This window comes from Mucilaginibacter rigui, assembly GCF_014773275.1.
GTDB classification, from domain to species: Bacteria; Bacteroidota; Bacteroidia; order Sphingobacteriales; family Sphingobacteriaceae; genus Mucilaginibacter; species Mucilaginibacter rigui_A.
The window spans coordinates 320,233-344,072 of record NZ_JACWMW010000002.1 but is presented as its reverse complement, the minus strand read 5'-3'; the positions used below and the strand labels follow the sequence as shown (position 1 = coordinate 344,072).

At 42.2% G+C, this 23,840-nt stretch carries 21 protein-coding genes and 1 tRNA gene; 9 read left to right on the top strand and 13 right to left on the bottom strand.

Annotated elements, in window-relative coordinates; genetic code table 11:
• Positions 1–2 precede the first annotated feature (2 nt).
• Positions 3–1,049 carry a thiamine-phosphate kinase gene (gene thiL / locus IDJ75_RS08650; RefSeq protein ID WP_191175226.1) on the bottom strand — a complete coding sequence of 349 codons (1,047 nt, stop codon included), beginning with the start codon at positions 1,047–1,049 and terminating at the stop codon, positions 3–5.
• A gap of 162 nt (positions 1,050–1,211) precedes the next feature.
• On the opposite strand from thiL, the gene IDJ75_RS08645 reads away from it, so the two are divergent.
• Positions 1,212–2,630: a DNA/RNA non-specific endonuclease gene (locus tag IDJ75_RS08645; protein WP_191175225.1), complete on the top strand. Its 1,419-nt coding sequence runs from the start codon at positions 1,212–1,214 to the stop codon at positions 2,628–2,630.
• 92 nt (positions 2,631–2,722) lie between these two features.
• Here IDJ75_RS08645 and nadA read toward each other — a convergent pair whose 3' ends face one another.
• Positions 2,723–3,715, bottom strand: coding sequence for a quinolinate synthase NadA (nadA, locus tag IDJ75_RS08640; RefSeq protein ID WP_191175224.1), 993 nt, complete (start codon positions 3,713–3,715; stop codon positions 2,723–2,725).
• 407 nt (positions 3,716–4,122) lie between these two features.
• Here nadA and nadB point away from each other — a divergent pair, with 407 nt between their 5' ends.
• A complete protein-coding gene (gene nadB / locus IDJ75_RS08635; protein WP_191175223.1) occupies positions 4,123–5,715 on the top strand; it encodes an L-aspartate oxidase in 1,593 nt (530 codons plus the stop codon).
• Between the two features lie 4 nt (positions 5,716–5,719).
• On the opposite strand, the gene IDJ75_RS08630 is transcribed toward nadB, so the two are convergent.
• A tRNA-Gly gene (locus tag IDJ75_RS08630) sits at positions 5,720–5,792 on the bottom strand.
• Between the two features lie 75 nt (positions 5,793–5,867).
• Between IDJ75_RS08630 and IDJ75_RS08625 the strand changes: the two genes are divergently transcribed.
• Complete coding sequence (locus tag IDJ75_RS08625) at positions 5,868–6,380, top strand: gamma carbonic anhydrase family protein (protein WP_191175222.1); 513 nt, start codon at positions 5,868–5,870, stop codon at positions 6,378–6,380.
• Here IDJ75_RS08625 and IDJ75_RS08620 read toward each other — a convergent pair.
• The 5 genes from IDJ75_RS08620 to IDJ75_RS08600 form a co-directional block, all read right to left on the bottom strand.
• Positions 6,370–8,013, bottom strand: coding sequence for an Ig-like domain-containing domain (locus tag IDJ75_RS08620; RefSeq protein ID WP_191175221.1), 1,644 nt, complete (start codon positions 8,011–8,013; stop codon positions 6,370–6,372). The genes IDJ75_RS08625 and IDJ75_RS08620 overlap by 11 nt on opposite strands.
• Before the next feature lie 115 nt (positions 8,014–8,128).
• Positions 8,129–9,991: a tRNA uridine-5-carboxymethylaminomethyl(34) synthesis enzyme MnmG gene (mnmG, locus tag IDJ75_RS08615; protein ID WP_191176103.1), complete on the bottom strand. Its 1,863-nt coding sequence runs from the start codon at positions 9,989–9,991 to the stop codon at positions 8,129–8,131.
• 38 nt (positions 9,992–10,029) lie between these two features.
• Positions 10,030–10,275, bottom strand: a complete 246-nt coding sequence (locus tag IDJ75_RS08610; RefSeq protein ID WP_191175220.1) for a CBU_0592 family membrane protein — start codon at positions 10,273–10,275, stop codon at positions 10,030–10,032.
• A gap of 4 nt (positions 10,276–10,279) precedes the next feature.
• Positions 10,280–12,148 carry an ABC-F family ATP-binding cassette domain-containing protein gene (locus tag IDJ75_RS08605; protein WP_191175219.1) on the bottom strand — a complete coding sequence of 623 codons (1,869 nt, stop codon included), beginning with the start codon at positions 12,146–12,148 and terminating at the stop codon, positions 10,280–10,282.
• Positions 12,148–12,801: an oxidoreductase gene (locus IDJ75_RS08600; protein WP_191175218.1), complete on the bottom strand. Its 654-nt coding sequence runs from the start codon at positions 12,799–12,801 to the stop codon at positions 12,148–12,150. The genes IDJ75_RS08605 and IDJ75_RS08600 overlap by 1 nt, the downstream gene beginning before the upstream one ends.
• Before the next feature lie 113 nt (positions 12,802–12,914).
• Here IDJ75_RS08600 and IDJ75_RS08595 point away from each other — a divergent pair, with 113 nt between their 5' ends.
• The 4 genes from IDJ75_RS08595 (at position 12,915) to IDJ75_RS08580 (ending at position 16,060) form a co-directional block, all read left to right on the top strand.
• Positions 12,915–13,625 (top strand): pirin family protein, encoded by a 711-nt coding sequence (locus IDJ75_RS08595; protein WP_191175217.1) that lies wholly within the window; start codon positions 12,915–12,917, stop codon positions 13,623–13,625.
• Between the two features lie 78 nt (positions 13,626–13,703).
• Positions 13,704–14,480: an MlaE family ABC transporter permease gene (locus IDJ75_RS08590; protein WP_191175216.1), complete on the top strand. Its 777-nt coding sequence runs from the start codon at positions 13,704–13,706 to the stop codon at positions 14,478–14,480.
• A gap of 3 nt (positions 14,481–14,483) precedes the next feature.
• Entirely contained in the window at positions 14,484–15,269 is a 786-nt protein-coding gene (locus tag IDJ75_RS08585; protein WP_191175215.1) for an ABC transporter ATP-binding protein, read from the top strand.
• Positions 15,266–16,060, top strand: a complete 795-nt coding sequence (locus IDJ75_RS08580; protein WP_191175214.1) for an MlaD family protein — start codon at positions 15,266–15,268, stop codon at positions 16,058–16,060. The genes IDJ75_RS08585 and IDJ75_RS08580 overlap by 4 nt, the downstream gene beginning before the upstream one ends.
• Positions 16,061–16,169: 109 nt before the next feature.
• Here IDJ75_RS08580 and IDJ75_RS08575 read toward each other — a convergent pair whose 3' ends face one another.
• The 4 genes from IDJ75_RS08575 to IDJ75_RS08560 form a co-directional block, all read right to left on the bottom strand.
• Positions 16,170–16,685 (bottom strand): glutathione peroxidase, encoded by a 516-nt coding sequence (locus IDJ75_RS08575; protein WP_191175213.1) that lies wholly within the window; start codon positions 16,683–16,685, stop codon positions 16,170–16,172.
• Between the two features lie 61 nt (positions 16,686–16,746).
• Positions 16,747–17,172: an rRNA maturation RNase YbeY gene (ybeY, locus tag IDJ75_RS08570; protein ID WP_191175212.1), complete on the bottom strand. Its 426-nt coding sequence runs from the start codon at positions 17,170–17,172 to the stop codon at positions 16,747–16,749.
• Positions 17,172–17,606: an ATP-binding protein gene (locus tag IDJ75_RS08565; RefSeq protein WP_224746547.1), complete on the bottom strand. Its 435-nt coding sequence runs from the start codon at positions 17,604–17,606 to the stop codon at positions 17,172–17,174. The genes ybeY and IDJ75_RS08565 overlap by 1 nt, the downstream gene beginning before the upstream one ends.
• A complete protein-coding gene (locus tag IDJ75_RS08560; RefSeq protein ID WP_191175211.1) occupies positions 17,596–20,910 on the bottom strand; it encodes a DUF4175 family protein in 3,315 nt (1,104 codons plus the stop codon). The genes IDJ75_RS08565 and IDJ75_RS08560 overlap by 11 nt, the downstream gene beginning before the upstream one ends.
• A 185-nt stretch (positions 20,911–21,095) precedes the next feature.
• Between IDJ75_RS08560 and IDJ75_RS08555 the strand changes: the two genes are divergently transcribed.
• Both IDJ75_RS08555 and IDJ75_RS08550 read left to right on the top strand, forming a co-directional pair.
• Entirely contained in the window at positions 21,096–22,355 is a 1,260-nt protein-coding gene (locus tag IDJ75_RS08555) for an MFS transporter (protein WP_191175210.1), read from the top strand.
• Positions 22,356–22,414: 59 nt separating this feature from the next.
• Complete coding sequence (locus tag IDJ75_RS08550; protein ID WP_224746546.1) at positions 22,415–23,095, top strand: response regulator transcription factor; 681 nt, start codon at positions 22,415–22,417, stop codon at positions 23,093–23,095.
• On the opposite strand, the gene IDJ75_RS08545 is transcribed toward IDJ75_RS08550, so the two are convergent.
• The gene (locus IDJ75_RS08545) at positions 23,092–23,820 is read right to left on the bottom strand and encodes a DsbA family protein (protein WP_191175209.1); all 729 of its coding nucleotides are present in this window, start codon (positions 23,818–23,820) and stop codon (positions 23,092–23,094) included. The genes IDJ75_RS08550 and IDJ75_RS08545 overlap by 4 nt on opposite strands.
• Positions 23,821–23,840: the final 20 nt, after the last annotated feature.

Genomic DNA, 23,840 nt, shown 5'->3' with positions numbered 1-23,840 from the left:
GTTTACTGCCCGCTTTTAAAAGCATTCCAACCTTGTGCTTTTAGCTCGTGCAGGTTGCCCGATTTTGTGATGAGGCTGCAACCTTCATTTGGTTCGGTTATGTAACCGATGATCGAAAAATCCATTTTGTGTTTGATCTTATCGTAATCGGCTTGTTTTACGGTGAAAAGCAATTCATAATCTTCGCCGCCGCTCAGAGCGCACACGGTTGGGTCGAGGCCAAATTCGCGGGCGGTTTCGTAGGTCATAGGGTCGATGGGGATCTTCTCTTCGTAAAGCTTACACCCTTTATTGCTTTGCTTACAAATGTGTAATATCTCTGATGCCAAACCGTCAGATACATCTATCATGGCCGTTGGCTTAACGCTTAGTTCTTTCAGCAGGTCGATGATATCTTTACGGGCCTCCGGTTTTAACTGACGCTCTACAATGTAATCTTTCCCTTCCAGATCAGGCTGGATGTTTGGGTTTTCTATATAAACCAGTTTTTCGCGTTCTAATAACTGCAGGCCGATGTAAGCACCGCCTAAATCGCCTGATACGCAGATCAAATCTCCTTCTTCGGCAGTATTGCGGTAAACCACATCCTTTTCATCGGCATAGCCAATAGAAGTAATACTGATTACCAGGCCTTGTTTTGATGCTGAAGTATCACCACCAACAATATCCACATTGTAATTGCCACAGGCCAGGTAAATACCTTCGTATAATTCTTCAATGGCCTCTAAAGGGAATTTACTGCTCATACCTATAGAAACCGTAACCTGGCTGGCCGTACCATTCATGGCGTAAATATCGCTCAGGTTTACCTGCACGGCTTTATAACCTAAATGCTTAAGCGGTGTATAGGCCAAATCAAAATGGATACCTTCCAGAAGCAGGTCGGTGGATATCAGGGTTTTCTTTCCTTCAAAATCAAGCACTGCCGCATCATCACCAACACCCTTAATGGTGCTTTTTTGAGTAAGCATTATATTTTTGGTAAGGTGGTCTATTAAACCAAATTCTCCAAGGTTCTCTATATTGGTTTTCTCTTCGTTCTCGAACATAATATTTCAATAATCTACAAAAATACAAAAGCTTAATGCAATAACCTTATTGTAATTGCTTTATACTTACTGTTAGCAGCAATGTAATATTTATCATACAAACAAATTATTAACATTTAGTTAACTTTACTAATCTATTTTTGCCTTACTAAATACATTTATATGAAAATCAGAAAGTTACTTATCTTTTCGGCCTTTTTACTTGTTGTTGCAAGTTGTAAAAAAGACAATACACCAACAGCCCCTATTGTTGATCCACCTGTTCCGCCAAAGCCTTATACCATAGTTGAGGACTTTGAATCGGGCACTAAGGGTGGTTATGCAATACTGGATGTTCAATTAAAAACAGGTACCTGGAGCTTTAACGATGCCTTGATAGGTAACCTTGCTGCTGATGCGAAAGCAGGTACAAAATCAGTTCGTTTACGCACCGGTGATCTTACCATGAAATTTGATGTTAAAAATTTAGAGCAAATTAGCATCAAACACGCCAAATATGGTAATGATGCGGCTTCAACCTGGCAGTTAATGATGTCGGTAGATAGTGGTAAAACCTTTACCCAACTTGGCGCAGATATCACTGAAAATAACACTACGCTGGTTACCGATTCATTTAAGGTAACAGTAAATAAACCTGTACGTTTCCGTATTCAGAAAACAGGCACTACCCGTATAAATATTGATGACATTACTTTTAAAGGCAAGGGCGATTCGGGTATTGTGCAAGATACCACCGGTGATGGTGGCGACGGTGATAATGGCCCGGGTACAGGCACCCCGGCAGCAGAACGCGGTGTAACTGTAGGCACAGATGCACCACCTGCAAGTGGTGATAACAGTAACCTTTTATTTGGCAACCCATCGGGCGCGCAACCTGCTATTGTAATGCCCGATAATTATTTGATAGACCAGGGTTATTACGTAGAATCGTACAGCAGCAGCCGTGGTACGCCAAACTGGGTAAGCTGGCATTTAGATGCTACCAATGCAACCGGCGCTGTATCTCGTAAAGACGATTTTGCAGGCTTTATTGGTTTACCAAATACTTTTTACCATGTAGAAAGCAACAGTTATTCGGGTTCTGGTTTTGACAGGGGCCATAATTGCCCGTCGGCAGATAGGACAAGCTCAACAAATGCCAATTCCGCTACTTTTTTAATGACCAATATGATACCGCAGGCACCACAAAATAACCAGCAAACATGGAATAATTTAGAAGGTTATTTACGCACGCAGGTTACTGCCGGTAACGAGGTTTATATTATTATGGGTAGCTACGGCGTAGGTGGTACAGGTTCAAACGGTACTGTTAACAAAATAAATAATGATAAAATTACCGTACCAAGCAACGTTTGGAAAGTTGCTGTAATTGTACCAACCGGTGATGGCGATGTAAACCGCGTAAATGCTAATACCCGGGTTATAGCTGTAAATACACCCAACATTAACACCATCAACAGCGACTGGAAACAATACCGCGTAACTGTACGTGATATTGAAACTGCAACAGGTTATAACCTGCTATCAAACCTGCCACAAAGTGTGCAGGATGCGGTAGAGACAAAAAAGGATAATTTATAATATTAAAATTTGAATGATAAGGAAAGGGGCCCTACTTTAAAAGTAAGGCCCTTTTTATTTTTCCGCGCTTCATTGACGCTTTTTTTATCCAATTACAACCCCAAACTTGCCGATATCTCCAGCATTCTTTCGATAGGTTTTACCGCTTTTTCTATAATGTGTGCCGGAACTTCAATCTCCGGCATTTCATTTTTAAGGCACAGGTAAAGTTTCTCCAGTGTATTACGTTTCATATGCGGGCAATCATTGCAGGCACAGGTATTATTTGGCGGCGCCGGGATAAACGTTTTATCCGGGTTATCCTTTTGCATCTGGTGTAAAATACCGGCTTCGGTAGCCACAATAAACTCCTTATTGGGGCTGTTAGTAGCATATTTTAGTATTCCGGTGGTAGATCCTATATAATCTGCCAACTGCAATATAACTTCCTCACATTCAGGGTGTGCCAGTATTTTAGCATTCGGGTAACGTTCTTTCAGCTTCGTAATTTTTTCACGGCTAAAGATCTCGTGCACCATACAGGCACCATTCCAAAGTACCAGGTCCCTTCCCGTTTTTTTAGCTACCCAGGCACCCAAGTTCCTATCCGGGCCGAAGATGATCTTCTGCTCCTTTGGCAAACTTTCTACTATCTGCACCGCGTTGCTCGATGTGCAAACTATATCGCTTAGTGCCTTCAATTCTGCAGTACAATTCACGTATGTTATTACCAGATGATCGGGGTAATTCTCTTTGAATTTTTTAAACAAATGCGGCGGGCAGCTGTCGGCCAGTGAGCATCCTGCTTTCAGATCCGGTAGCAGAACTTTTTTGTTTGGTGATAATATTTTGGCTGTTTCGGCCATGAAATGTACACCGGCAAAAACAATAATATCTGCATCTGTTTTTGCTGCCTGCTGAGATAGGCCCAGGCTGTCGCCAATATAATCGGCAATATCCTGAATATCTCCTTCCTGGTAATAATGGGCCAGTATAACGGCATTTTTCTCTTTTTTAAGTTTTTCTATTTCGGCGAAAAGGTCAAGCGACGGATCGATGTATTCGTCGGCAAAACCTTTCACTTTTATTTCTTCGAAGATATCCATTCCACAAATCAATTAATAATAACTCTTTTTATATATATAAATAAAACTATTGTTATTAAGGTGTTAGTTATGTTAAGAAGTTATGATACGATTTACTGTAAATGTTGTTTTTCCATTTTTACTAACATTTATAAACAGTTTTTTATTTTTTATTTTATTGATTTTAAGATTGGTATGATAAACAAGTTTTAATTTAAATACTTATTTGTTAATAAATACATGTCCAATAAAATGTTAGTTTCGTTGTAATATCGTCTCACAAATTGCTCAAAAGTAAACGTAAAAACTGTAAAATTCAGAGTTATCCACTATTCCATTTATTTTTAGAATTTTACTTACACAAAGTTAACATGTTTTATACCCCTTATTAACATTAGTACTAATTTTACACAATACATATACCAAACATGACCAGAACTGTTGATTTCCTTGTTGTAGGATCGGGTATTGCCGGATTAAGTTTTGCACTAAAGGCTGCAAAGCACGGTAAGGTTCTGATAGTTACAAAAGCTAACGAAGATGAGAGTAACACTAAGTATGCCCAGGGCGGTGTTGCTGTAGTTGTTGATAAAAAAGATGATTCGTTTGAAAAACACATAAATGATACCCTGATTGCCGGTGATGGCCTTTGCGACCCGGTGGTTGTTGAAGCCGTTGTTAAGGAAGGCCCGGAGCGGATTCGCGAAATTATTGACTACGGAACTAATTTCGACAAGACAAATGAGGGTATTTACGACCTTGCCAAAGAGGGAGGCCACAGCGAATATCGTGTATTACATTATAAGGATATTACCGGTTTTGAAATTGAGCGGTCACTTTTAGAAGAGATCCACCGGGAACCTAACATTGAGATACTAACCCACTATTTTGCGGTAGACCTGATAACGCAACACCATTTGGGTGAGTTTGTAGATAAATCATCAGCTGATATTAAATGTTACGGTATTTATGCTTTTAATACAGAGAACAGCCAGGTAGAGAAAATAGAATCAAAAATTACCGTTATGGCATCGGGTGGTGCCGGGCATATTTATTCGGTTACTACCAACCCGGTTATTGCTACCGGCGATGGTGTGGCTATGGTTTACCGGGCCAAAGGTAAAGTGCGTAATATGGAGTTTATCCAGTTCCATCCAACTGCATTATATAACCCGGGCGAATATCCGTCTTTCCTTATATCAGAAGCCGTTCGCGGTATGGGTGGTATATTAAAACGTACTAATGGTGAGGAATTTATGCAGGAGTATGACCCGCGTAAATCATTAGCACCCAGGGATATTGTTGCAAGGGCTATAGACGCTGAGATAAAAAAATCGGGGGAGGATTTTGTTTACCTCGATATACGGCATAAAAAGAAGAAGGATATTATAGCCCATTTCCCTAATATATACGCCAAGTGTTTAGAGATAGGGATAGATATGACGCGCGATATGATCCCTGTAGCGCCTGCATGCCATTATATGTGTGGCGGGGTACTGGTAGATCATCAGGGCCGCTCGTCTATAAACAGGCTTTATGCCTGCGGTGAGTGTTCATCAACAGGTTTGCATGGTGCTAATCGTTTGGCATCAAACTCATTATTAGAAGCATTGGTTTTTGCCCACCGGATATATAAAGATGCTATTGTTGATTTTGATAATTTAGAAATACCCACAAACATACCAGATTGGGATGAAAAGGGTGTGCAGTTATCAAACGAAGATATTTTGGTTACTCATAACATTCGCGAAATGCAAAAGCTGATGAATGACTACGTTGGTATCGTTCGTTCTGATTTTAGGTTGGAACGAGCTATGCGCAGGTTGCGTTTGCTGTATGAAGAAACAGAGGATTTTTATAAGAAAACCAAACTTTCAGTTAAGCTGTGCGAGTTAAGGAATTTAATACAGGTGAGTTACCTTGTAGTAAAATCTGCTATGGCCAGGCATGAGAGCCGCGGGCTGCACTATACTACTGATTATCCTGAGCACCAGGAAGTTTTAGAGGATACGGTTTTTTAGATTGAGCGGAAAACGGGATTCGAACCCGCGGCCTTCAGTTTGGGAAACTGATGCTCTACCAACTGAGCTATTTCCGCTTATATAAAGCATTCAAACATAATAAAAGTAAATCAATCGCTAATTCACTAATTAAAAAAATAACTAAATAAATTATGCCCGTTATACTACCTGTAAAGGATAAAACACCGCAATGGGGAACCGATTGTTTTATAGCCGAAAATGCTACCATTGTTGGCGAGGTAACTATGGGCAATAATTGCTCGGTTTGGTTTAACGCCGTTATACGTGGCGATGTACATTACATCAGGATAGGGGATAATACCAATATACAGGATGGCGCCATTATTCATGCTACCTACTTAAAAGCACCAACCAATATAGGTAATAATGTATCTATAGGCCATAACGCTATTGTACATGGCTGTACCCTGCGCGATCATGTACTGATAGGTATGGGGGCTATTGTAATGGATGATGCCGTAGTGGAAGAATATGTGATAATAGGGGCGGGATCTGTAGTGCTTGAGCGCACCATCTGCGAATCGGGCTACCTGTATGCCGGCACACCGGCAAAAAAAATAAAGCCCCTTACTGACGAGCAAAAGGCTTTATTAAATAAATTACCACAAAACTATATCATGTACTCCGGGTGGTTTAAGGAGTAACCGGTTCTTTGGGTATATCTATAGGTTCTTCTGCTTCCCAGTTTGGCCTTAGGGTTATTTCCTTGTCATATAGCCATATATTCTCCGGTTGTAAACGGCGTTTCACATTACCACTATCCCAACGGCCATTTTTATTGGTATCATACACAACCCGTACTTTATATTTCTGTGTTAAAAAGTTGCGGTATATAACAGAAGTATTGCCTGTAACCACATCGGTACGCACCACGTTTTTCTGTTCGTCTAAAAGTTCAATTACATACTGTTTATCAGCCTCAGGCACACTTACTTTTAGCGTTAACATACTGTAGTTCTCGGGCTTGTCTGCTTCAAAGGCAACTCCTGCACGTTTGTTTTTATCATTATAAATATCAGTAATGGCGGCTTCATTTAATAAAAGCTGGTATTTGCTGCCCGGCCGCCATCTATACTTTATGAGCAGGTCGCGTGTGCTTGCGGTATCTTTACGAATAGTATAATTAGTTACGTTTACAGAGTCTTCCGCCAATACGATCAATCCTTGCTCGAAAGATTCAATTGGTAAATTTGTTGTTATGCGAAAGTCGGTATTGGGCTTTAACTTATTATCCCTGTTTATGCCGTATTTAAAGGTAAGGGTCCTGGTAAAGCTTTCCTTTTTGCCTTTTAACTGGTAAACAGTATCTATAGGTTTATTATTATCATAAATAGCAACCCGCAGCGAGTCGAAATCCATATTGCGCATATAAACAAGTGCGGTATCTTTTGTCTTGCTTATTTCTGCTATCTTTTGGTTATCCAAAGCCGGAGGATAAACTATCTTGATAGATGGATTATCCAGCTTTTTATTAAATATCATCGAGAACACACCGTTAGGCGTAAACTTTTTTTCACTGAGCCTGAACTTTTCTGGCACCTGCTGAAATAACGCAAGTTTAATATCAGATGTATCTTTGCTAAGGTTTATTGTCCGGTTAGAGAAAGCTATCAATTCCCTGTCGTTATCAAATATCTTATTTGGGCTTGGTTCTTTTAAAGCATAAATACGGTATTGGCCATCATGTAAGTTATTTAAAGAGAAGTTACCTGATGAATCTGTTGTTGTATAAATGCTTGGTTTCTTTTTACCGAATAATAGCGAGTCTTGTTTTAAGGGGAAGATCATCACGGTTACATCTTTTTCTTTTTCCTTGGTGATGCTGTTTGTTACCGAGCCAGACATGCTTAACGAATCGATATGCGGGCCGGTTGAAAATACGTAAGTAAAATTTGTGAGTACGTTGCTTTCGTTAACATCTTGTATGGCCTTACCAAAATTGATAACGTAGGTTGTGTTTTTTTGTAGGGTATCCTTAAAGTCGATGTTTAGTACTTTTCGGTTTACATTGTACTCCGGCATTTTTTCCATGGCGGGGCTAATGCTTATTTCCTGGTACTGATTAGTCAACTTAAAAAACTCATCAAATTCCAGGCTTATTTTTTTGGCCGAAAAATTCCGGGTCATATTTTCAGGAGTCGCCTTTAATAATTTTGGCGGGGTAAGGTCACGTGGGCCTCCCATCGGTTTTTGGATGCTGGCACAGCCAAAAACGATCAGGGCTACCATTAAAAAAAATAAATTTTTACCGAAAAAGGCCGATTTTGGTTTTAACATTGTTTTTATGCCCTGTAAACGATTTTTATATTTTTATGAATTGTGATATCAAAAATCTGAGAAAACGCTTTATAAACGATATTTTATAATTAACTGATATTCAGATATTTATATATTATCTTGATACGTGTACCATTAAAACCGACACATCAGACGGCGAAACGCCCGAAATACGCGATGCCTGGCCTAAAGTACGTGGTTTTATCCGCATCAATTTTTCCCGCGCTTCTTTAGATAATGAAACCAGTTGGCGGTAATCAAACTCCGGGTTAATTTCCCGGTCTTCCATTTTTTTCATACGGTCAACTATTTCCAGTTCTTTTATAAAGTAACTCTCATATTTGATTTTTATTTCAGCCTGCTCAATTGTTTCTTTATCATATGCCGATAACTTATCTGACAGAGAACCATCTACCCGCTTTAACTCATTAAAACCTATTTGAGGCCGGCTTAATAAATTAAATAACTTCGCACTTTGGTTAATAGGGGAAGTACCTGCTTCTTCCAGCATACTATTTACTTCAGCAGGATTGATGCTTTTGCTTCTGGTAAAGGCAACTATCTCGTCAGAGTTTTTGATCTTCATGTTTACCTTATCCAGGCGCTCATCGCTTATCAATCCTAAGTTATGGCCAATAGGGCTAAGCCTGATATCCGCGTTATCCTGGCGTAGTAATAAACGGTGTTCGGCTCTTGAGGTGAACATACGGTAAGGCTCTTCGGTACCTTTTGTTACCAGGTCATCTATCAAAACACCGATGTATGATTCTGACCTTTTTAGGATCAGTTCATGCTTATCATTGATTTTTTGGTGTGCATTAATGCCCGCAATAAAGCCTTGTGATGCGGCTTCTTCATAACCGGTGGTGCCGTTTATCTGGCCCGCAAAGAAAAGATTACTGATCTGTTTTGTTTCTAATGTAAGGCTTAACTGGGTAGGCGGGAAGAAATCATATTCAATAGCATAGCCCGGCCTAAACATTTTTGCAGTTTCAAAACCGGGTATTTGCGTCAGCGCTTTGTATTGTACATCCTCCGGTAACGAGGTGGAGAATCCATTTACATATATCTCAACTGTATTCCAACCCTCGGGTTCTACAAATATCTGGTGCCTGTCGCGCTCGGCAAAACGGTTTATTTTATCTTCAATAGAAGGGCAGTACCTCGGGCCTAAACCTTTGATCCTGCCGGTAAACATCGGCGATCTTTCAAACCCTTCTTTTAGCGTTTCGTGTACTTTGGTGTTGGTATATGTTATCCAGCAGCAGCGTTGGTCTGTAGCCAATTCAACATCAGTATATGAAAACCTGCCGCGTTCCTCATCGCCCCATTGTTCTTCCATTACCGAGTAATTAAGGCTCCGGCCATCCACACGCGGTGGGGTACCGGTTTTCATCCTGCCCGACTCAAAGCCCAGGGTTACCAGCTGCTCGGTTAACCCGGTAGCTGCTTTTTCGCCGGTACGGCCTCCGCCAAATTTCTTTTCACCTATATGTATAACACCATTTAAAAAGGTGCCGTTTGTAAGTACTACAGCATCTGCTTCTATCTCTACACCTATAGATGTTTTTACACCTACTACAGTATTTCCTTTTACCAGCAGTGATGTAACCATATCCTGCCAGAAATCTACATTGGGTGTTTTCTCAAGCGCTATACGCCACTCTTCAGCAAATCGTGCACGGTCGCTTTGTGCACGCGGGCTCCACATAGCGGGGCCCTTGCTTAGGTTAAGCATCCTAAATTGCAGGGAGGTTTTATCGGTAATAATACCAGAGTACCCACCCATAGCATCAATCTCCCGTACTATCTGCCCCTTAGCCACGCCGCCCATCGCAGGGTTGCAACTCATTTGTGCAATGGTTCCCATGTTCATGGTAATGAGTAAAACAGACGAACCTAAGTTGGCAGCGGCAGCGGCGGCTTCACAGCCTGCATGCCCGGCACCAACTACTATTACATTATATTTCTTAAACATATAACCTCCATGTTCCACGTGGAACATTATGTGATTTTTTACTTAGATGTTCCACGTGGAACATTCAAAAAGGAATACAGGGCAAATGCGCCCCACACACCTTCTAATACAACAAAAGGATAAAACCCTATTAAATATGATGAAAAGCAGCACATCGCAGCCCCTAAAAAGTTCATCCCCGTATAGACCCTGCCCTGTGCCGAAACCTTTTTATACATATTTAGCAGGAATGCTATTAATAGGATAATAACGCCTACAGAAGCAATAATGTCTGATATTTTCATAGTCTTACGCGTCTTTTAGCTCACCTAATTCTATCCAGCGAGCCGACTTCGCATCAAGCTGTTTGTTTAAGTAAGCTATTTTATCCGTTAGCTTTGTTAACTCTTTAGGGTCGATATTAATGGTATTTAAAGCTTCAGTTGTTTCCCTTAGCTTGGTCTCAATATCTGCTATTTCTTTTTCCAACCCTTCAAACTCTTTCTCTTCTTTAAAACTCAGCTTCGCTTTTTTAGGAGCTTCCGTCTGAACCGGGGCCGGGGCAGCAGCGGCTTTTTTATTTAATTGTTTGCTCTCTTCCAGCTCAATGCGGTATGATGAGTAGTTGCCATTATAGATCAAAACTTTCCCTTCGCCTTCCATAATAAAAAGCTGGTCGGTTAGTTTATCCAGCAAGTACCTGTCGTGCGATACCATGATCAGGATGCCTGGGAAGTTAGTCAAAAACTCTTCCAGTACATTCAGCGTGTCAATATCTAAATCGTTAGTAGGCTCATCCAGGATCAAAAAGTTTGGGTTCTTGATCAGGATACTCATCAGGTGCAGTCGTTTCTTTTCGCCGCCACTAAGTTTTGATACCATGCCGTATTGCTTGGCAGGAGGGAACAGGAATAAAGTAAGCAATGCGGAAGCCGAGATCAGCTTTCCATCGGCCATCGTTATAAACTCAGCAACGTTCTTTACAATATCAATAACCCGCTCATCTTCTTTAAAGCTTAGCCCGGCCTGGTTAAAATAACCAATAACGGTTGTTTCTCCTTTTACAATTTCACCACTATCTGGCTGTAAGCCCCCGGTGATCAAATTTAACAGGGTAGACTTACCGCTGCCATTTTTTCCGGCTAAGCCAATACGGTCGCCTTTTTTAAAGGTGTAGCTAAAGTTTTTTATATAGGTATTGCCGTTAAAACCCTTGCTGATGCCATGCATCTCCATGATCTTATTCCCCTGGCGTGATACCTTAACGCTTAGCTCAACATTTTCTTTAGCTCCGCGATCTTTTGTTTTGGCCTCCAGATCATAAAATGCGTCTATCCGCGATTTTGATTTAGTACCACGGGCCTTGGGCTGCCTGCGCATCCACTCCAGCTCCTTACGTAACAAGTTCGAGTTTTTTTGGAACGTCGCCTCATCAGATGCTTCACGTTCTGCTTTTTTCTCAAGGTAGTAACCGTAGTTACCTACATAAGGTATTATTTTACCGCGGTCTATCTCTAAAATTTCGTTACAAACATTATCCAGGAAGTACCTGTCGTGCGTAACCATCAAAATAGTTTTGCTGCCTTCGGTCAGTAATTTTTCAAGCCACTCAATAGTATCAATATCAAGGTGATTGGTAGGCTCATCTAAAATATAAATTTCAGGGTCCTCAATTAATAGTTTAGCTAAAGCTAAACGTTTCTTCTGCCCGCCTGATAGCGTGCTAATGTGCTGGTTAAGGTGATGTATGTCAAGCCTTCCTAAAATAGTTTTTATTTTATACTCATATTCCCATGCATCAATCTCGCTCATTTCCTCCATCACTTTATCCATCTCCTTCATATTCTCGGGGTCGTTCTCTAACAACTCCTCGTAACGGCGGATCAGCTGTTGCTGGATATTATCAGCATGGAAAATATAATCACTGATGGTAACAGCTTCTTTAAAGTAGGGGTCCTGCTCCAGGTAACCAACATTCAGGTCGCGTGCCTGCGCAACTTTGCCCTCGGTTGGCTTTAACGAACCGGAAAGGATTTTTAACAAGGTAGACTTTCCTGCGCCATTAACACCAACAAGCGCAACCCTGCGGCCGCGGTTAATGCCAATAGTGAGGTTTTTAAACAACCAGTTATCATGAAAAGAGTGGCCTAAATTTTCGGCCGAGATATAAGTGCTCACTAAATAGTATGTATTTTATCTGATGTATATATAAAAGTGCCCGTTGCACTTTCTAATGATTTTTTGAACATGGCTTGGGCAACTGTGCTGCCCTTAATGCTCCTGTACTTTTTTAAGCCGCCTATCAGCAATGGGTCAATTACCTTGAAAAGGCCTGTCGCTAATTTCTCTGCCCAATGGTTTCTATTGCGCTCACCCATCAGCATGGATGGCTGATAAATGTGCAGGGTTTTTAACCCAAGGTTTTTTAAATCATCTTCCAGCTCACCCTTTAATTTCAGGTAAAAGGTTGATGAGTTTTTGTTTGCCCCAATGGATGATACCACATGAAACTGTTCAACGCCATTTTGTTTGGCTAATTGTGCCAATTGAAAAGGATAATCATGGTCAATCTTCCGGTATTGCTGTTCATCCGGTGTTTGGCTTTTAGTGGTACCAAGGCAACTAAAAACGGCATGGCCATTTATAGGCTCTGCATGTTTATCCAGCTCATCAAAATTGACTACCAGTTGCACAAGCTTTTTATGCTGAATGGGCATCTTTTTCCTAACTATGGCTAAAACCTCAGAATATTGCGGCGCTTCCAGTAAAATGTTAACCAAATTACTGCCAATTAGGCCGCTTGCGCCTGCTATAATTGCTTTATATGCCATTATGGTTGGTTTCAACGCGCAAAAATACGCATAATTAAATTGTGGAATAAATATTGCGTGTTTAAACATGTATTTAATTACACAATAAGTATTTTACTATTAATAAGCATTAAATGAAGACAGTATTTCACGCCGCAGGCGAAAGAGGGTATAACGATATAGGTTGGCTAAAAGCGAACTTTTCATTCAGTTTTGGGCCGTTTCGGGACGAAAAAAGGACGAATTTTGGCGCTTTAAGGGTGTTAAATGACGATTTTATTGCCCGCGATAACGGCTTTGGCAGCCACCCGCATGATAATATGGAAATTACTACCATTGTATTACAAGGCGCGTTAGAACACCAGGACAGCATGGGCAATAAGGGCATTATTAAAGCCGGCGATGTGCAGGTTATGTCGGCGGGTACGGGTGTGTTCCATTCAGAATATAACCCTTCAAAAACCGAAGATACTTTATCCCTGCAGATCTGGATCTTCCCGAAGGTAAGGAATATAGAGCCCCGGTACGATCAAAAGAACTTTGGCGATAAGTTTATACAGAACCGGTTCACAACGCTAATATCGCCGTTAAAAAGCGACGAAACCCTTTGGTTAAACCAGGATACCACCTTTTCGCAAGGCAATTTTGATGCGGGGCAGCAGTTAAATTACGCCATAAAAACCCCCGGAAACGGTGCTTATGTGTTTGTTTTAGAGGGAGATGTGAACATAGCTGGCCATACATTAAACAAAAGGGATGCTATTGGCGTTTACGATACAGACAGCTTCGCGATAGAAACAAACAGCGAAAGCAAATTATTGATCATAGAAGTACCGATGTTATAAGCTTTAGCAAAATAAAATTCCGGTAATAAAAACTTTTTACCAATAGTTTGTTTATAACTGGCAAGTAATAAATAACTTATGGCAGAACAGGCAATTACCGGATATAAAAGATGGCTGGAAAGCGTAGGGGAACAAGGTGTGTTCTTCAAAAGCTTTTTTCGCAATATTTTTAGGGGCGGTTTTGAGTGGTCGGAGTTTGTGCGCCAGTGCTACGAGATCGGCTACCGCTCCATGATGTTGGTAGGTATCACCTCATTTATTATGGGGCTGGTACTCATCCTGCAGCTTAGGCCATCCATGTTACAAATGGGGGCCGAAAGTATGCTCCCTAAAACGCTTGCAGTATCTTTTATACGCGAAATAGGGCCTGTTATCATCGCCATTATCTGCGCCGGTAAGGTAGCATCAGGCATTGGTGCCGAACTGGGCAGCATGAAGGTTACCGAGCAAATTGATGCCATGGAAGTATCGGGCGCAAACCCGCTGCAATACCTGGTAGTTACCCGCATTATTGCCACCAGTTTAATGATCCCGCTGCTTACCATTATCGGCGACGCAATAGGCTTGTTTGGAGGGTTCCTGGCGTTAAACTTTACCGATGATATCAGCTTCTCCCTATATTTTCATAAATGTATCTCATCGCTTGAGTTTATAGATCTTTTCCCGGCGCTGGTTAAAACTATATTTTTTGGCTTTGCTATTGGCTTTGTAGGGTGCTATAAAGGCTATAATTCAAACAAAGGCACCGAAAGCGTGGGTATTGCAGCAAATTCAGCGGTGGTTACCGCATCCTTATGGATTTTTGTGATTGATGCCGTTGCTGTACAGATAACCAGCTTATTATTTTACAGGTAAAACATGGAAACAGAAAAAAAACATACCGAAGAAAATAAGAAGCTTGATAAAAACGAGATAGTGGTGGATATCGACCATATCTCAAAATCATTTGGCACAAAAGAAGTCCTGAAGGACATTAACCTGCAGCTAAAACGCGGTGAGAATGTGGTGGTGCTTGGTAAATCGGGCCAGGGCAAATCAGTTACTATCCAATGTATTGTTGGTTTGCTTACGCCTGATAATGGAACAGTTAAGGTTTTTGGCGACGATGTTGCCCAGATGAACGACGAGCAGCTAAAGGAATTGCGTACCAAAGTAGGGTTCCTGTTTCAGAGCGGGGCCTTGTATGATTCCATGACCGTTAGGGATAACCTTGAATTCCCGCTTACGCGGATCCTGAAAATAACCGACCAGGCCGAACTTGATAAAAGGGTAGAGGAAGCCCTTGAAGGAGTAGGCCTTACTGACGCGATAGATAAGCTACCGTCAGATTTGTCGGGCGGGATGCGTAAACGTGCCGGGTTGGCCAGAACGATGATTGTACGGCCTGAAATTATGCTGTATGACGAGCCTACCACCGGGCTGGACCCCATCACCTCGCGCGAGATAAGCGAGTTGATCCTGGATATGCAAAAGAAATATAAAACATCAGCCATCATTATAACCCACGATATGGAATGCGCAAAAATTACCGCCGACCGTGTTGTGATCATGAATGAGGGTACATATATAGCCGAAGGCTCGTTTGATGAGCTCAAAAAATCGGACGACGAATTGGTAAGGTCATTTTTTAACGAAACAACATGAAAACCACATCATCACAAAAAATAAAGATCGGGGCATTTACTATAGTAGGCCTTGTTGTATTGTTCCTGGCAGTATTTTACATCGGGAACCAAAAAAGTCTGTTCAGCTCTACCTTCAGAGTATACGGTACCTTTAAAAATGTAAGCGGCCTTACCGTTGGTAACAATGTGCGTTTTGCCGGGATAAATGTAGGGGTGGTTGAGGCCATTAATATTGTAACAGATAGCTCGGTACGGGTTGACCTGACATTGAACAACTCTGTTAAAAAGTTCATTAAAACCGATTCAAAAATGAGCATTGGCAGCGATGGTTTAATGGGCGATAAACTAATTGTAATTGCACCGGGCGGTATTAAAAGCCAAACTGAGGTACAGGAGGGCAATCAACTTGAGGCTGTTAACCCGGTTGATGTGGATAAGATCATCACCAAACTTACCAAAGTTGCCGATAACGCCGAAAGCCTTACCAGTGATCTGTCGGAAATTGTTGCGAAAGTAAATAGCGGTAAAGGAAGTATAGGCCGCCTGTTAAACAACGATAAAATAGCACGGGATTTGGAAGGTACCGTAAAGCAGGCTAAAACCACCATGAAGGGTGTACATGCTACTACAGCTACGCTAAATGAGGATTTGAAGGCTGCCCAACATAACTTTTTGTTAAGGGGCTTCTTTAAAAAGAAGGAAAAAGCTAAACAAGATTCGCTTAAGAAAATAAAAGAGGCGAAAGAGAAAGCCCAGGAAGCAAAGGAGAAAGCAGCTAAAGATGCAGCTAAGAAGAAGGATGATAATTAATTAGCTGGCTTCCGCGAGCTTTCATCACGTAGTGTTGTTGCTTGCCTACTAATGTAACAACCGCACGATATAAGAACAAAAAAGGGAGGCTATTTAGCCTCCCTTTTTATTATAATTCTTTGGTTATATCTTCAGATAATGGTTTTGTAGTTGAGCGGTAGCGGTGTATCAGCTTACCATTCTCATCAATCAGAAACTTTTCGAAGTTCCATTTGATCTCGCCTGTAAAATCGGGGTTTGGCTCGCTGGTCAGGTATTTAAATAAGGGGTCTATATCATCGCCCTTAACACTCACCTTTGAGCTTAGCGGGAAGGTAACGCCAAAGTTTTTCTGGCAAAACTCTTTTACTTCGCTGTTGGTTCCCGGTTCCTGGCCGCCAAAGTTATTTGCAGGGAAACCCACAACCACAACCTTGTCCTTGTACTGATCTGCAAGTTTTTGCAATTCAGCATATTGTGGGGTAAAACCGCATTTTGATGCCGTATTTACAATAAGCAGTTTTTTGCCTTTGTATTTGGCCAGCGAAAAATCTTTACCGTCAATGGTTTTCAGTTTAAATGTATAAACTGTTGATGGCGCAGATGTAATAAACATCATGGCGCATATTAATGTAAGTAATTTCATGTTTTTAAATTGGTACGAATGATTTACGAAGATGGTTGCCTAACAGATGTAAAATTAGGGATTAAAAACCTCTTTTATCCAAATAGAAATCTTCTTTTGATGTCATTTTTTTCTTATCAGCAGGCGATTTATCCCCGTAACCCAGTAAATGAAGCGCACCATGTATCAAAACGCGGTGCAACTCATCAGCATCTGTAACATTAAATTTACCGGCGTTCTCGCGGATGCGCTCTATCGAGATAAAAATATCGCCCACAATAAGCCCCTCTTCCTCCGAATTATCAAAGGTGATGATATCGGTATAGGTATCGTGGTTAAGATACTGCCGGTTTATTTGCAGCAGGTATTCGTCCGTACAAAAAATATAGGTAAGCTCGCTTAGTTTATAACCCTCGGCAATAATGGTATCGGTTATCCATTTACGTACCGCTGTTTTGTTCTTTAGCTTATAGCTGATGTCTTCCTCGTGAAAAGTAATTGCGGGCATTAGATCTTAAAATGTAGTTCAACCTCGTTTCCTTTTGCATTAAATATGCACTGGTCTGCCAGGTGTTTTAATATAAAAACGCCACGGCCGGTAAGTTCCTCCAGGCGGTCGGCAGCTGTTGGGTCTGCCAGGTTATTATAGTCGAAACCCTCACCCTCGTCGGTAATGGTCCAGATAATTCGTTTGCTGTCTGCCTCCACGTTAACAAAAACCGTTTTGTTGGGGTCAAGTTTATTTCCGTGAATTATAGCGTTAATAACGGCCTCGTTAAGGCAGGTCATCATGTTGGCAAAAGTATCTTCACCAACCTGGTATTTATCCGCTACGGTCTCAATCAAATTCTCCAGCTGTGTTATGCTTTCGTGCTTTGAGGGAAGTTGTAATGTATAAAGTTCAGCCGTTTGAACATTTGCCTGTGCCATATCATTTTCCATTAAGTTGATCAAAGTACTTTTTAATTTTTTGCCTGTAATATAAGTTTAGCGCCGCAGGTACTGTTCTTATCTGTTCCGTTTGCTTTGACTTAACCTGCTCATAATCCTGCAAAGCTTTAATATACCCCAGCGGCATATTGCCTGCCGCGCGGCTCTCTCTCTTTTGGTCCTGCTCCCGCTCTTGTTCCGCCTTTTCGGCCTCCAGCAAACGCGAATGTATTTGCTGCTGCCTGTTTAACGCTTCATTTGTAATTTTCTTGTTTACGAGATCGTTCTCAGTTTGTTCCATTTCTTTTGCAATTTTATCCAAATCGCCCAAGCCGTTCGTCCCGTCTTTATTGTTCTCCTTGTTTATTTGTTGTAAGGATTGTCTTATCATTTGTTGCTCGCGGGCCATTTTAGCAAATTGTTCGCTGGCGCCCTGCTGTCCTGTTTTTCCCGGCTGCGGGTTGCCTGTCTTCTGCATTTGCTCGCGCGCTTTTTGCATATTTTGGTTAAGTTGCTGCTGCATTTTGCTTAGCTGCGATAAAGATGGTTGTTTCCCTTTGCCCTTACCGGCTTTACTTTGCTGTTTTTGCAACTGGTCAAGCGCTTCACTCAATAGCAATGCCAAATTGTTCATGCTGGTCATGGCAAATTGCTGGTTCCGCATAGCCTCGGGCGTTTTTCGCTCACCTAAATTCTCAAGCGATTGATCTATCTGCTCGTTAATTCCGCTAATTTCTTTATTAACGGTCGACTGGATCTGGGGGATACGACGGCTTAACGAATACAGGCTATCCTCAGCCGTTTTTAAATTGTCTTTAACGTCTTTTTGTTTTTGGGCTAACGCGATGTAGCCCGGGTCGGTTGGGTTAGTGACGCGTAATTGCTGCATTATTTTTTCTTGTGTGAATGAACTGTTCACCAGCGACTTTAATAATTCACGTAGCTGGCGCGCATCAACAGCATTATCGCTTTCCTGGCCATCAGCATCATCCTGCTGCATTTTTTGGGCCATTTGTTTCATTTTTTGCGCGGCCTGTTGCTGCGCCTTTGATGCCTGCGGGCGGTTGTTCTTTTTTAAGGCGTCCTCGCTTTGCTTCATCTGCTCGTCAATCGCCTGCTTATCAGCTTCCGGGTTTTTAAAGTCCTGCTTGTTGCCGCCTTTTTCGTTCTCTTTTTGCAGGTCGTCTAACGATTTCTTAATATCATCAAACTGCTGGTTTAGCTTTTGCTGCTGCTGCGCGTCTTTGTTATTGTCTCCCGCTTTTTGGGTTTGTTCGGCCAATTTTTTTTGCTCTTCGGCCAGCTGGTTTAGCTGGTTGATGTTTTGATTTAGCTTTTGCTCAAAATCAAGCTTTTTGTAAAGTTCCAGTATGCGGTCCAGTTCTTTCTTCAGCGATTTATTATCCATCTGCATTTTAGATAGCTCATCGCGGGTGCTATCTTTCTGGTTTTCCTGCAGCAGTTGCTGTAGTTTTTGCAGCATCTCTTTGGTCTTTTGGTCAAGCACGTTATTGAACAGGTTTTCAATCTGTTTTTGCATGTCTATCAATTCCTGCGTTTGCTGCTGGTTTTCCTGGCGGTTGTAAAGGTTCTTTTTGTTATCGGCCTGTATATCCTTTACAAAATCTTCCAGCTCTTTACGCTTTTGCAGCAGGTCTTCCACCTGTTTCTTTTCATCGAACGAGAGGGTGTTTTTATCCAATAATGATTCGGCCAGTTTCTGCGCGCTTTTCTCTATCTGCGCCGCCATTTTTACTGCCGAGCGCATCTTATCCTTCACCGCCTGCGAGCCCGCGTTTAACTGTTCGGCTAGTTGCGCCGCATCCGGGATGTTTAATGTGCGCTCGGGGGTACGGGCTGTTTTTGGGCCATTCACAGCATCGTTATCGGCAACTTCAAAATAATAGGTTACAGCATCTCCGGGTTTTATGCCAAGTTCTTTCAGGTTCCAGAAGTAAAAGAAATCCGACTGTGTGGCGGCCAGATCGGCCTTTACCGGTTTATTAACCGACCGTTCGGCGCCATTGCCGCCAACTTTGTAATGAAAGCTCAGTGAGGAAAAGCCATGATCGTCCTGTATTCGGCCGTTAAAGTAAAAGGCTTTCATGCTTACCGAGTCGGGCTTTTCCTGCACTTCAATGGCAGGGGCCTCATCTGCAACAACGGTTATCCGATAAGCAGCCGAATCGCTTCGTTTAATCGTGTTGTTTAGCGGACTAACGTTATAGGCAGTGCTTTTAAGGATCCGCTCGCGGTGTTCGTATGTATCCTTGCCGGAGGGCTGTATCGTTGTATTGTTACCATCGAGCTTAAATAACAGAGCTGTGGCGTTTTGGGTATAGAATTTCCAGTTAACGGTTGTGCCGGCGGGGAGGGTCAGGTCGCCGGCGTTGGCTACGGTCTCGTTTTTTTTATGCAGATAGGCCGGGTAATTCAGTTCGGCATCAAAATGCAATAGTACGGGCTTAAGGTTAACCTTTATCTCGTATGGTGCCGATGCAAAACCATTGCCCAAAAGCCTGAACGATGTGTTTTGCTGCAGGTTTGTAAACAGGTAATGAAAACGGCTGGTGTTCTCTTTATCAAGCTTAAAGGTAGTATTGGCTGTTTCTACATAAACGTCGGCGGGCAGCTTGTCGCCTGTTAGTTTCAAATCAATTTTATAATCTTCACCCTGTACGGCCGAAAGATTTTTGTTCAGTAGTACAAATTGAAAAGGGGCAACCGGCGCAAAATATTGGTTATGATGGATAAGCCTTTTGGTGCTCTCTGTTAATACGGATGGCGCAGCGAAAGCAATGATACAAATGATGGCGGCAGGTGGGATAACCCACTTCAGGTATTTACTATTCTCGCGGATGTTAACTGCCGATGGGAAGCTTACCGGCTTTAGTGTCTCTATTTTTTGGTTGATGCTGGCCTCTATCAATTCGCGGTGGGCGGCATTCTCATTAACCTGTTTTTTTAGCTGAAGGGTGTTCAGCAGTTTATCGTGTACATCATTAAAATGCCGGCCTATTATCTCGGCGGCCTGATCATGCTTGAGGGTTTTGCCCAGTTTTAACTGTGCCAATAAAGGCGGCAATATCAGCCAAACAAACAGTGCTAAGTTAAGCAGGATGAAGAAGTAGAAAAGGATAGTGCGCAGAGTTGTACTAAAGTTGCCAAAATACTCGCTCAACGTAATAACCACATAGGCCGAAAACAAGCCTACGCCCAAAAATATCAGCCCGCGCAGCAGGTTGTTATAATGGTACTTACGGATGAAAGTGTTGATCTTTTCGATCAACAGATCATAGTTTTCGGCAGAAGTCATATCAGGGTTAAGCTACAACATACGCAATAAACGAAAATAAACTGTTAATTAATACGTGCAAAGGGCAATATCCACCTAAATTATGGCTCTTTATAACACTCAAATGCAATTATCAGGTAATTTAATTATTACAACTGTGTATAAAAACAATTCAGGGACGATTTTTGTCGTTGGATTAATACATAATGAATATAAGCACATTTCAAGCCTTTCGCAGCCGTAACTATCGTTTATATTTCGCAGGTCAATCCGTATCGCTTATTGGCACCTGGATGCAAAAAACAGCTGTAAGCTGGGTTATCTATACACTTACACATTCTACTTTTATGCTGGGGCTAACTTTGTTCGCCAGCCAGTTCCCATCTTTTTTATTGTCGCTTTTTGGCGGAGTGGTATCAGACAGGTATAACCGTTTCCGGGTTTTGCTTACTACACAGGTGGCATCTATGATACAGGCAACCATTTTAGCGGTGCTGATATTGATGAAGCATTACGCTGTTTGGGAAATACTGGCCCTGAGTGTGATGCTGGGAATAATAAACGCGTTTGATGTGCCGGCCAGGCAATCGCTGGTGTATGAAATGATAGAGGACAAGAAAGATCTGCCCAACGCGCTTGCCCTTAATTCATCAATGGTAAACTTGTCCAGGCTGATAGGGCCGGGGATTGCCGGGTTCATATTAGAGTACTGGGGCGATGGTGTTTGCTTTGCCCTTAATGCGGCAAGTTTCATTGCGGTTATCGGGTCGTTATTGCTGATGACCTTGCCAAAATATGTAAAGCAACCCCACACCAAAAACGTTTTTGGCGAATTGAGGGAAGGGTTAGCTTACTTAAAGGCCACACCATCCATATCCTATGTAATTATGATGCTGGGGCTCATTAGCTTACTGGTTTTGCCATTCAGTACATTGATACCTTATTACGCCCGCGAAGTTTTTAAAGGCAACGCCACCACCTTCGGGGTTATTGATAGTGTGATAGGCCTTGGCGCTTTTACCGGGGCAATATTCCTGGCATCGCTGCACGCAGGCAGTAACCTTAAAAAGATACTGAGTATTAACACGCTGGTGTTTGGTGTAGGGCTTGTGCTGTTTTCGCACGAGAACACCTATTGGCTGGCGCTGGTTTTTGCAACTATTGCGGGTTTCGGGATGATGTCGCAGATCACCATCAGCAATACCCTGATACAAACCACGGTTGAGCCCAACATGCGTGGCCGGGTGATAAGCTTTTACGCGATGGCATTTTTTGGCCTGCAGCCGCTTGGCGGGTTGCTGGTGGGTTCGGTATCTAAATGGATAGGCGCCCCCGATACCATTTTGTGCGAAGGTATAGCCGCCCTGCTTATCGGCCTGATGCATATACGTTACCTGCGTAAAGACAAGCTGAAACAACAACACAACGTAATGGCTGTTGAAGAGCAGCATATGCAAGCGGTTTAACCCAATAAATACCGTTAAATAACGGGTTGCTGCAGGGTTTTAAACATCTACATTAGTACATGTTAAATAAAGAACGCTTCCCCAGGCAATTTGTACCCTTGATTGAAGAATACGCGGCCGCCTTTAACAGCCTGCCATGCGCTGTTATTATACATGATTTACGCGATTGGTCGGTGGTGTACATGTCTAACAGGGGGCTTGAGTTACTACAATCTACGCAGGAAGAAATAACAGCGCTTTCATCAGGCGATTACTACAAAAAATATTTTAACCAGGAAGACGCGGAAGATTATGTGCCCAAAATACTGGCGCTGCTGGAAAGGAACAACGATGACGAGCTCGTAACCTTTTTTCAGCAGGTTCGTTTTCCGGGCAGTGATGAATGGAACTGGCACATGTCGAGCGTTAAGATATTTATGCGGGATGGGGCGGGTAAACCAAGTTTAACCATAACTATAGCTGTGCCTATTGATGCCATGCACCACATGACAGCTAAAGCCGAACGCCTGTTGCTGGAAAATAACTTCTTAAGGCAGAATTATGAGAAATTCTCAAAGTTAACCAAACGCGAGAAAGAAGTGCTTACACAGGTAGCCTCGGGGAAAAGCGCCGCCGAAATTGCGAACGCGCTGTATATATCGGTAACAACCGCCGAAACACACCGCAAAAACATCAAACAAAAGTTAAAAGCCACCACCTACGAACTGATGCAGTATGCACGCGCGTTCGATTTGGTTTAGTTGCAGGTTTCTGCCGCTGTACGCCCGGGCGTTTTTGCTATTTCCTTGTCTATCACCTCTGCAAAATACTCAAACGGTTTTGCGCCCATAACCATCCGCCCGTTAATAATGATTGCCGGCGTACCCTGGATGCCTGCACTATTCGCCTCATCTATATCTTTATCAACTTTGGTTTTATAGGTGTGGTTGATGATACAGCCTGCGAGTTTCGCGGTATCTATGTTATTATCACTCGCCCAGTTATTGATAAGGTTATTGTTTAGCTTTTCCTGGTTTTTAAAAAGATAGTCGTGCAGGTCCCAGAATTTCCCCTGTTCGTTAATGCAGGCAGACGCTTCTGCGGCCATCAATGCGTTTTTATGGATAGCCAAAGGCAGGTGCCTGAAATTTACCTGCATAAGGCCCTTATCTACATATTGCTTTTTTAGCCGGGGGAAAATGTCCGTGGCAAAAACCTTACAAAAGCTACACTCAAAATCAGAAAAGATGGTCATGGTTACCGTTGCTGTTCCTGTACCCATGGTTGGCGATCGACTATCAGGGTTTATTTTTATAGTCCCGGGTGTTTTTGTACCGGTATTAGAAATGGCCGATAGCTTTTTATTGATGCGGGTAAGCTGCGTATTCAGGTTATAAACATAAGCCAGTAGTAATATCATAAAAACTATCTGCACAATGCCAAGCACCTGGTTTACGCCCGATTCGGATATTTTGTTGATCTTCAATTGAAATGGTTTAGGGGGTA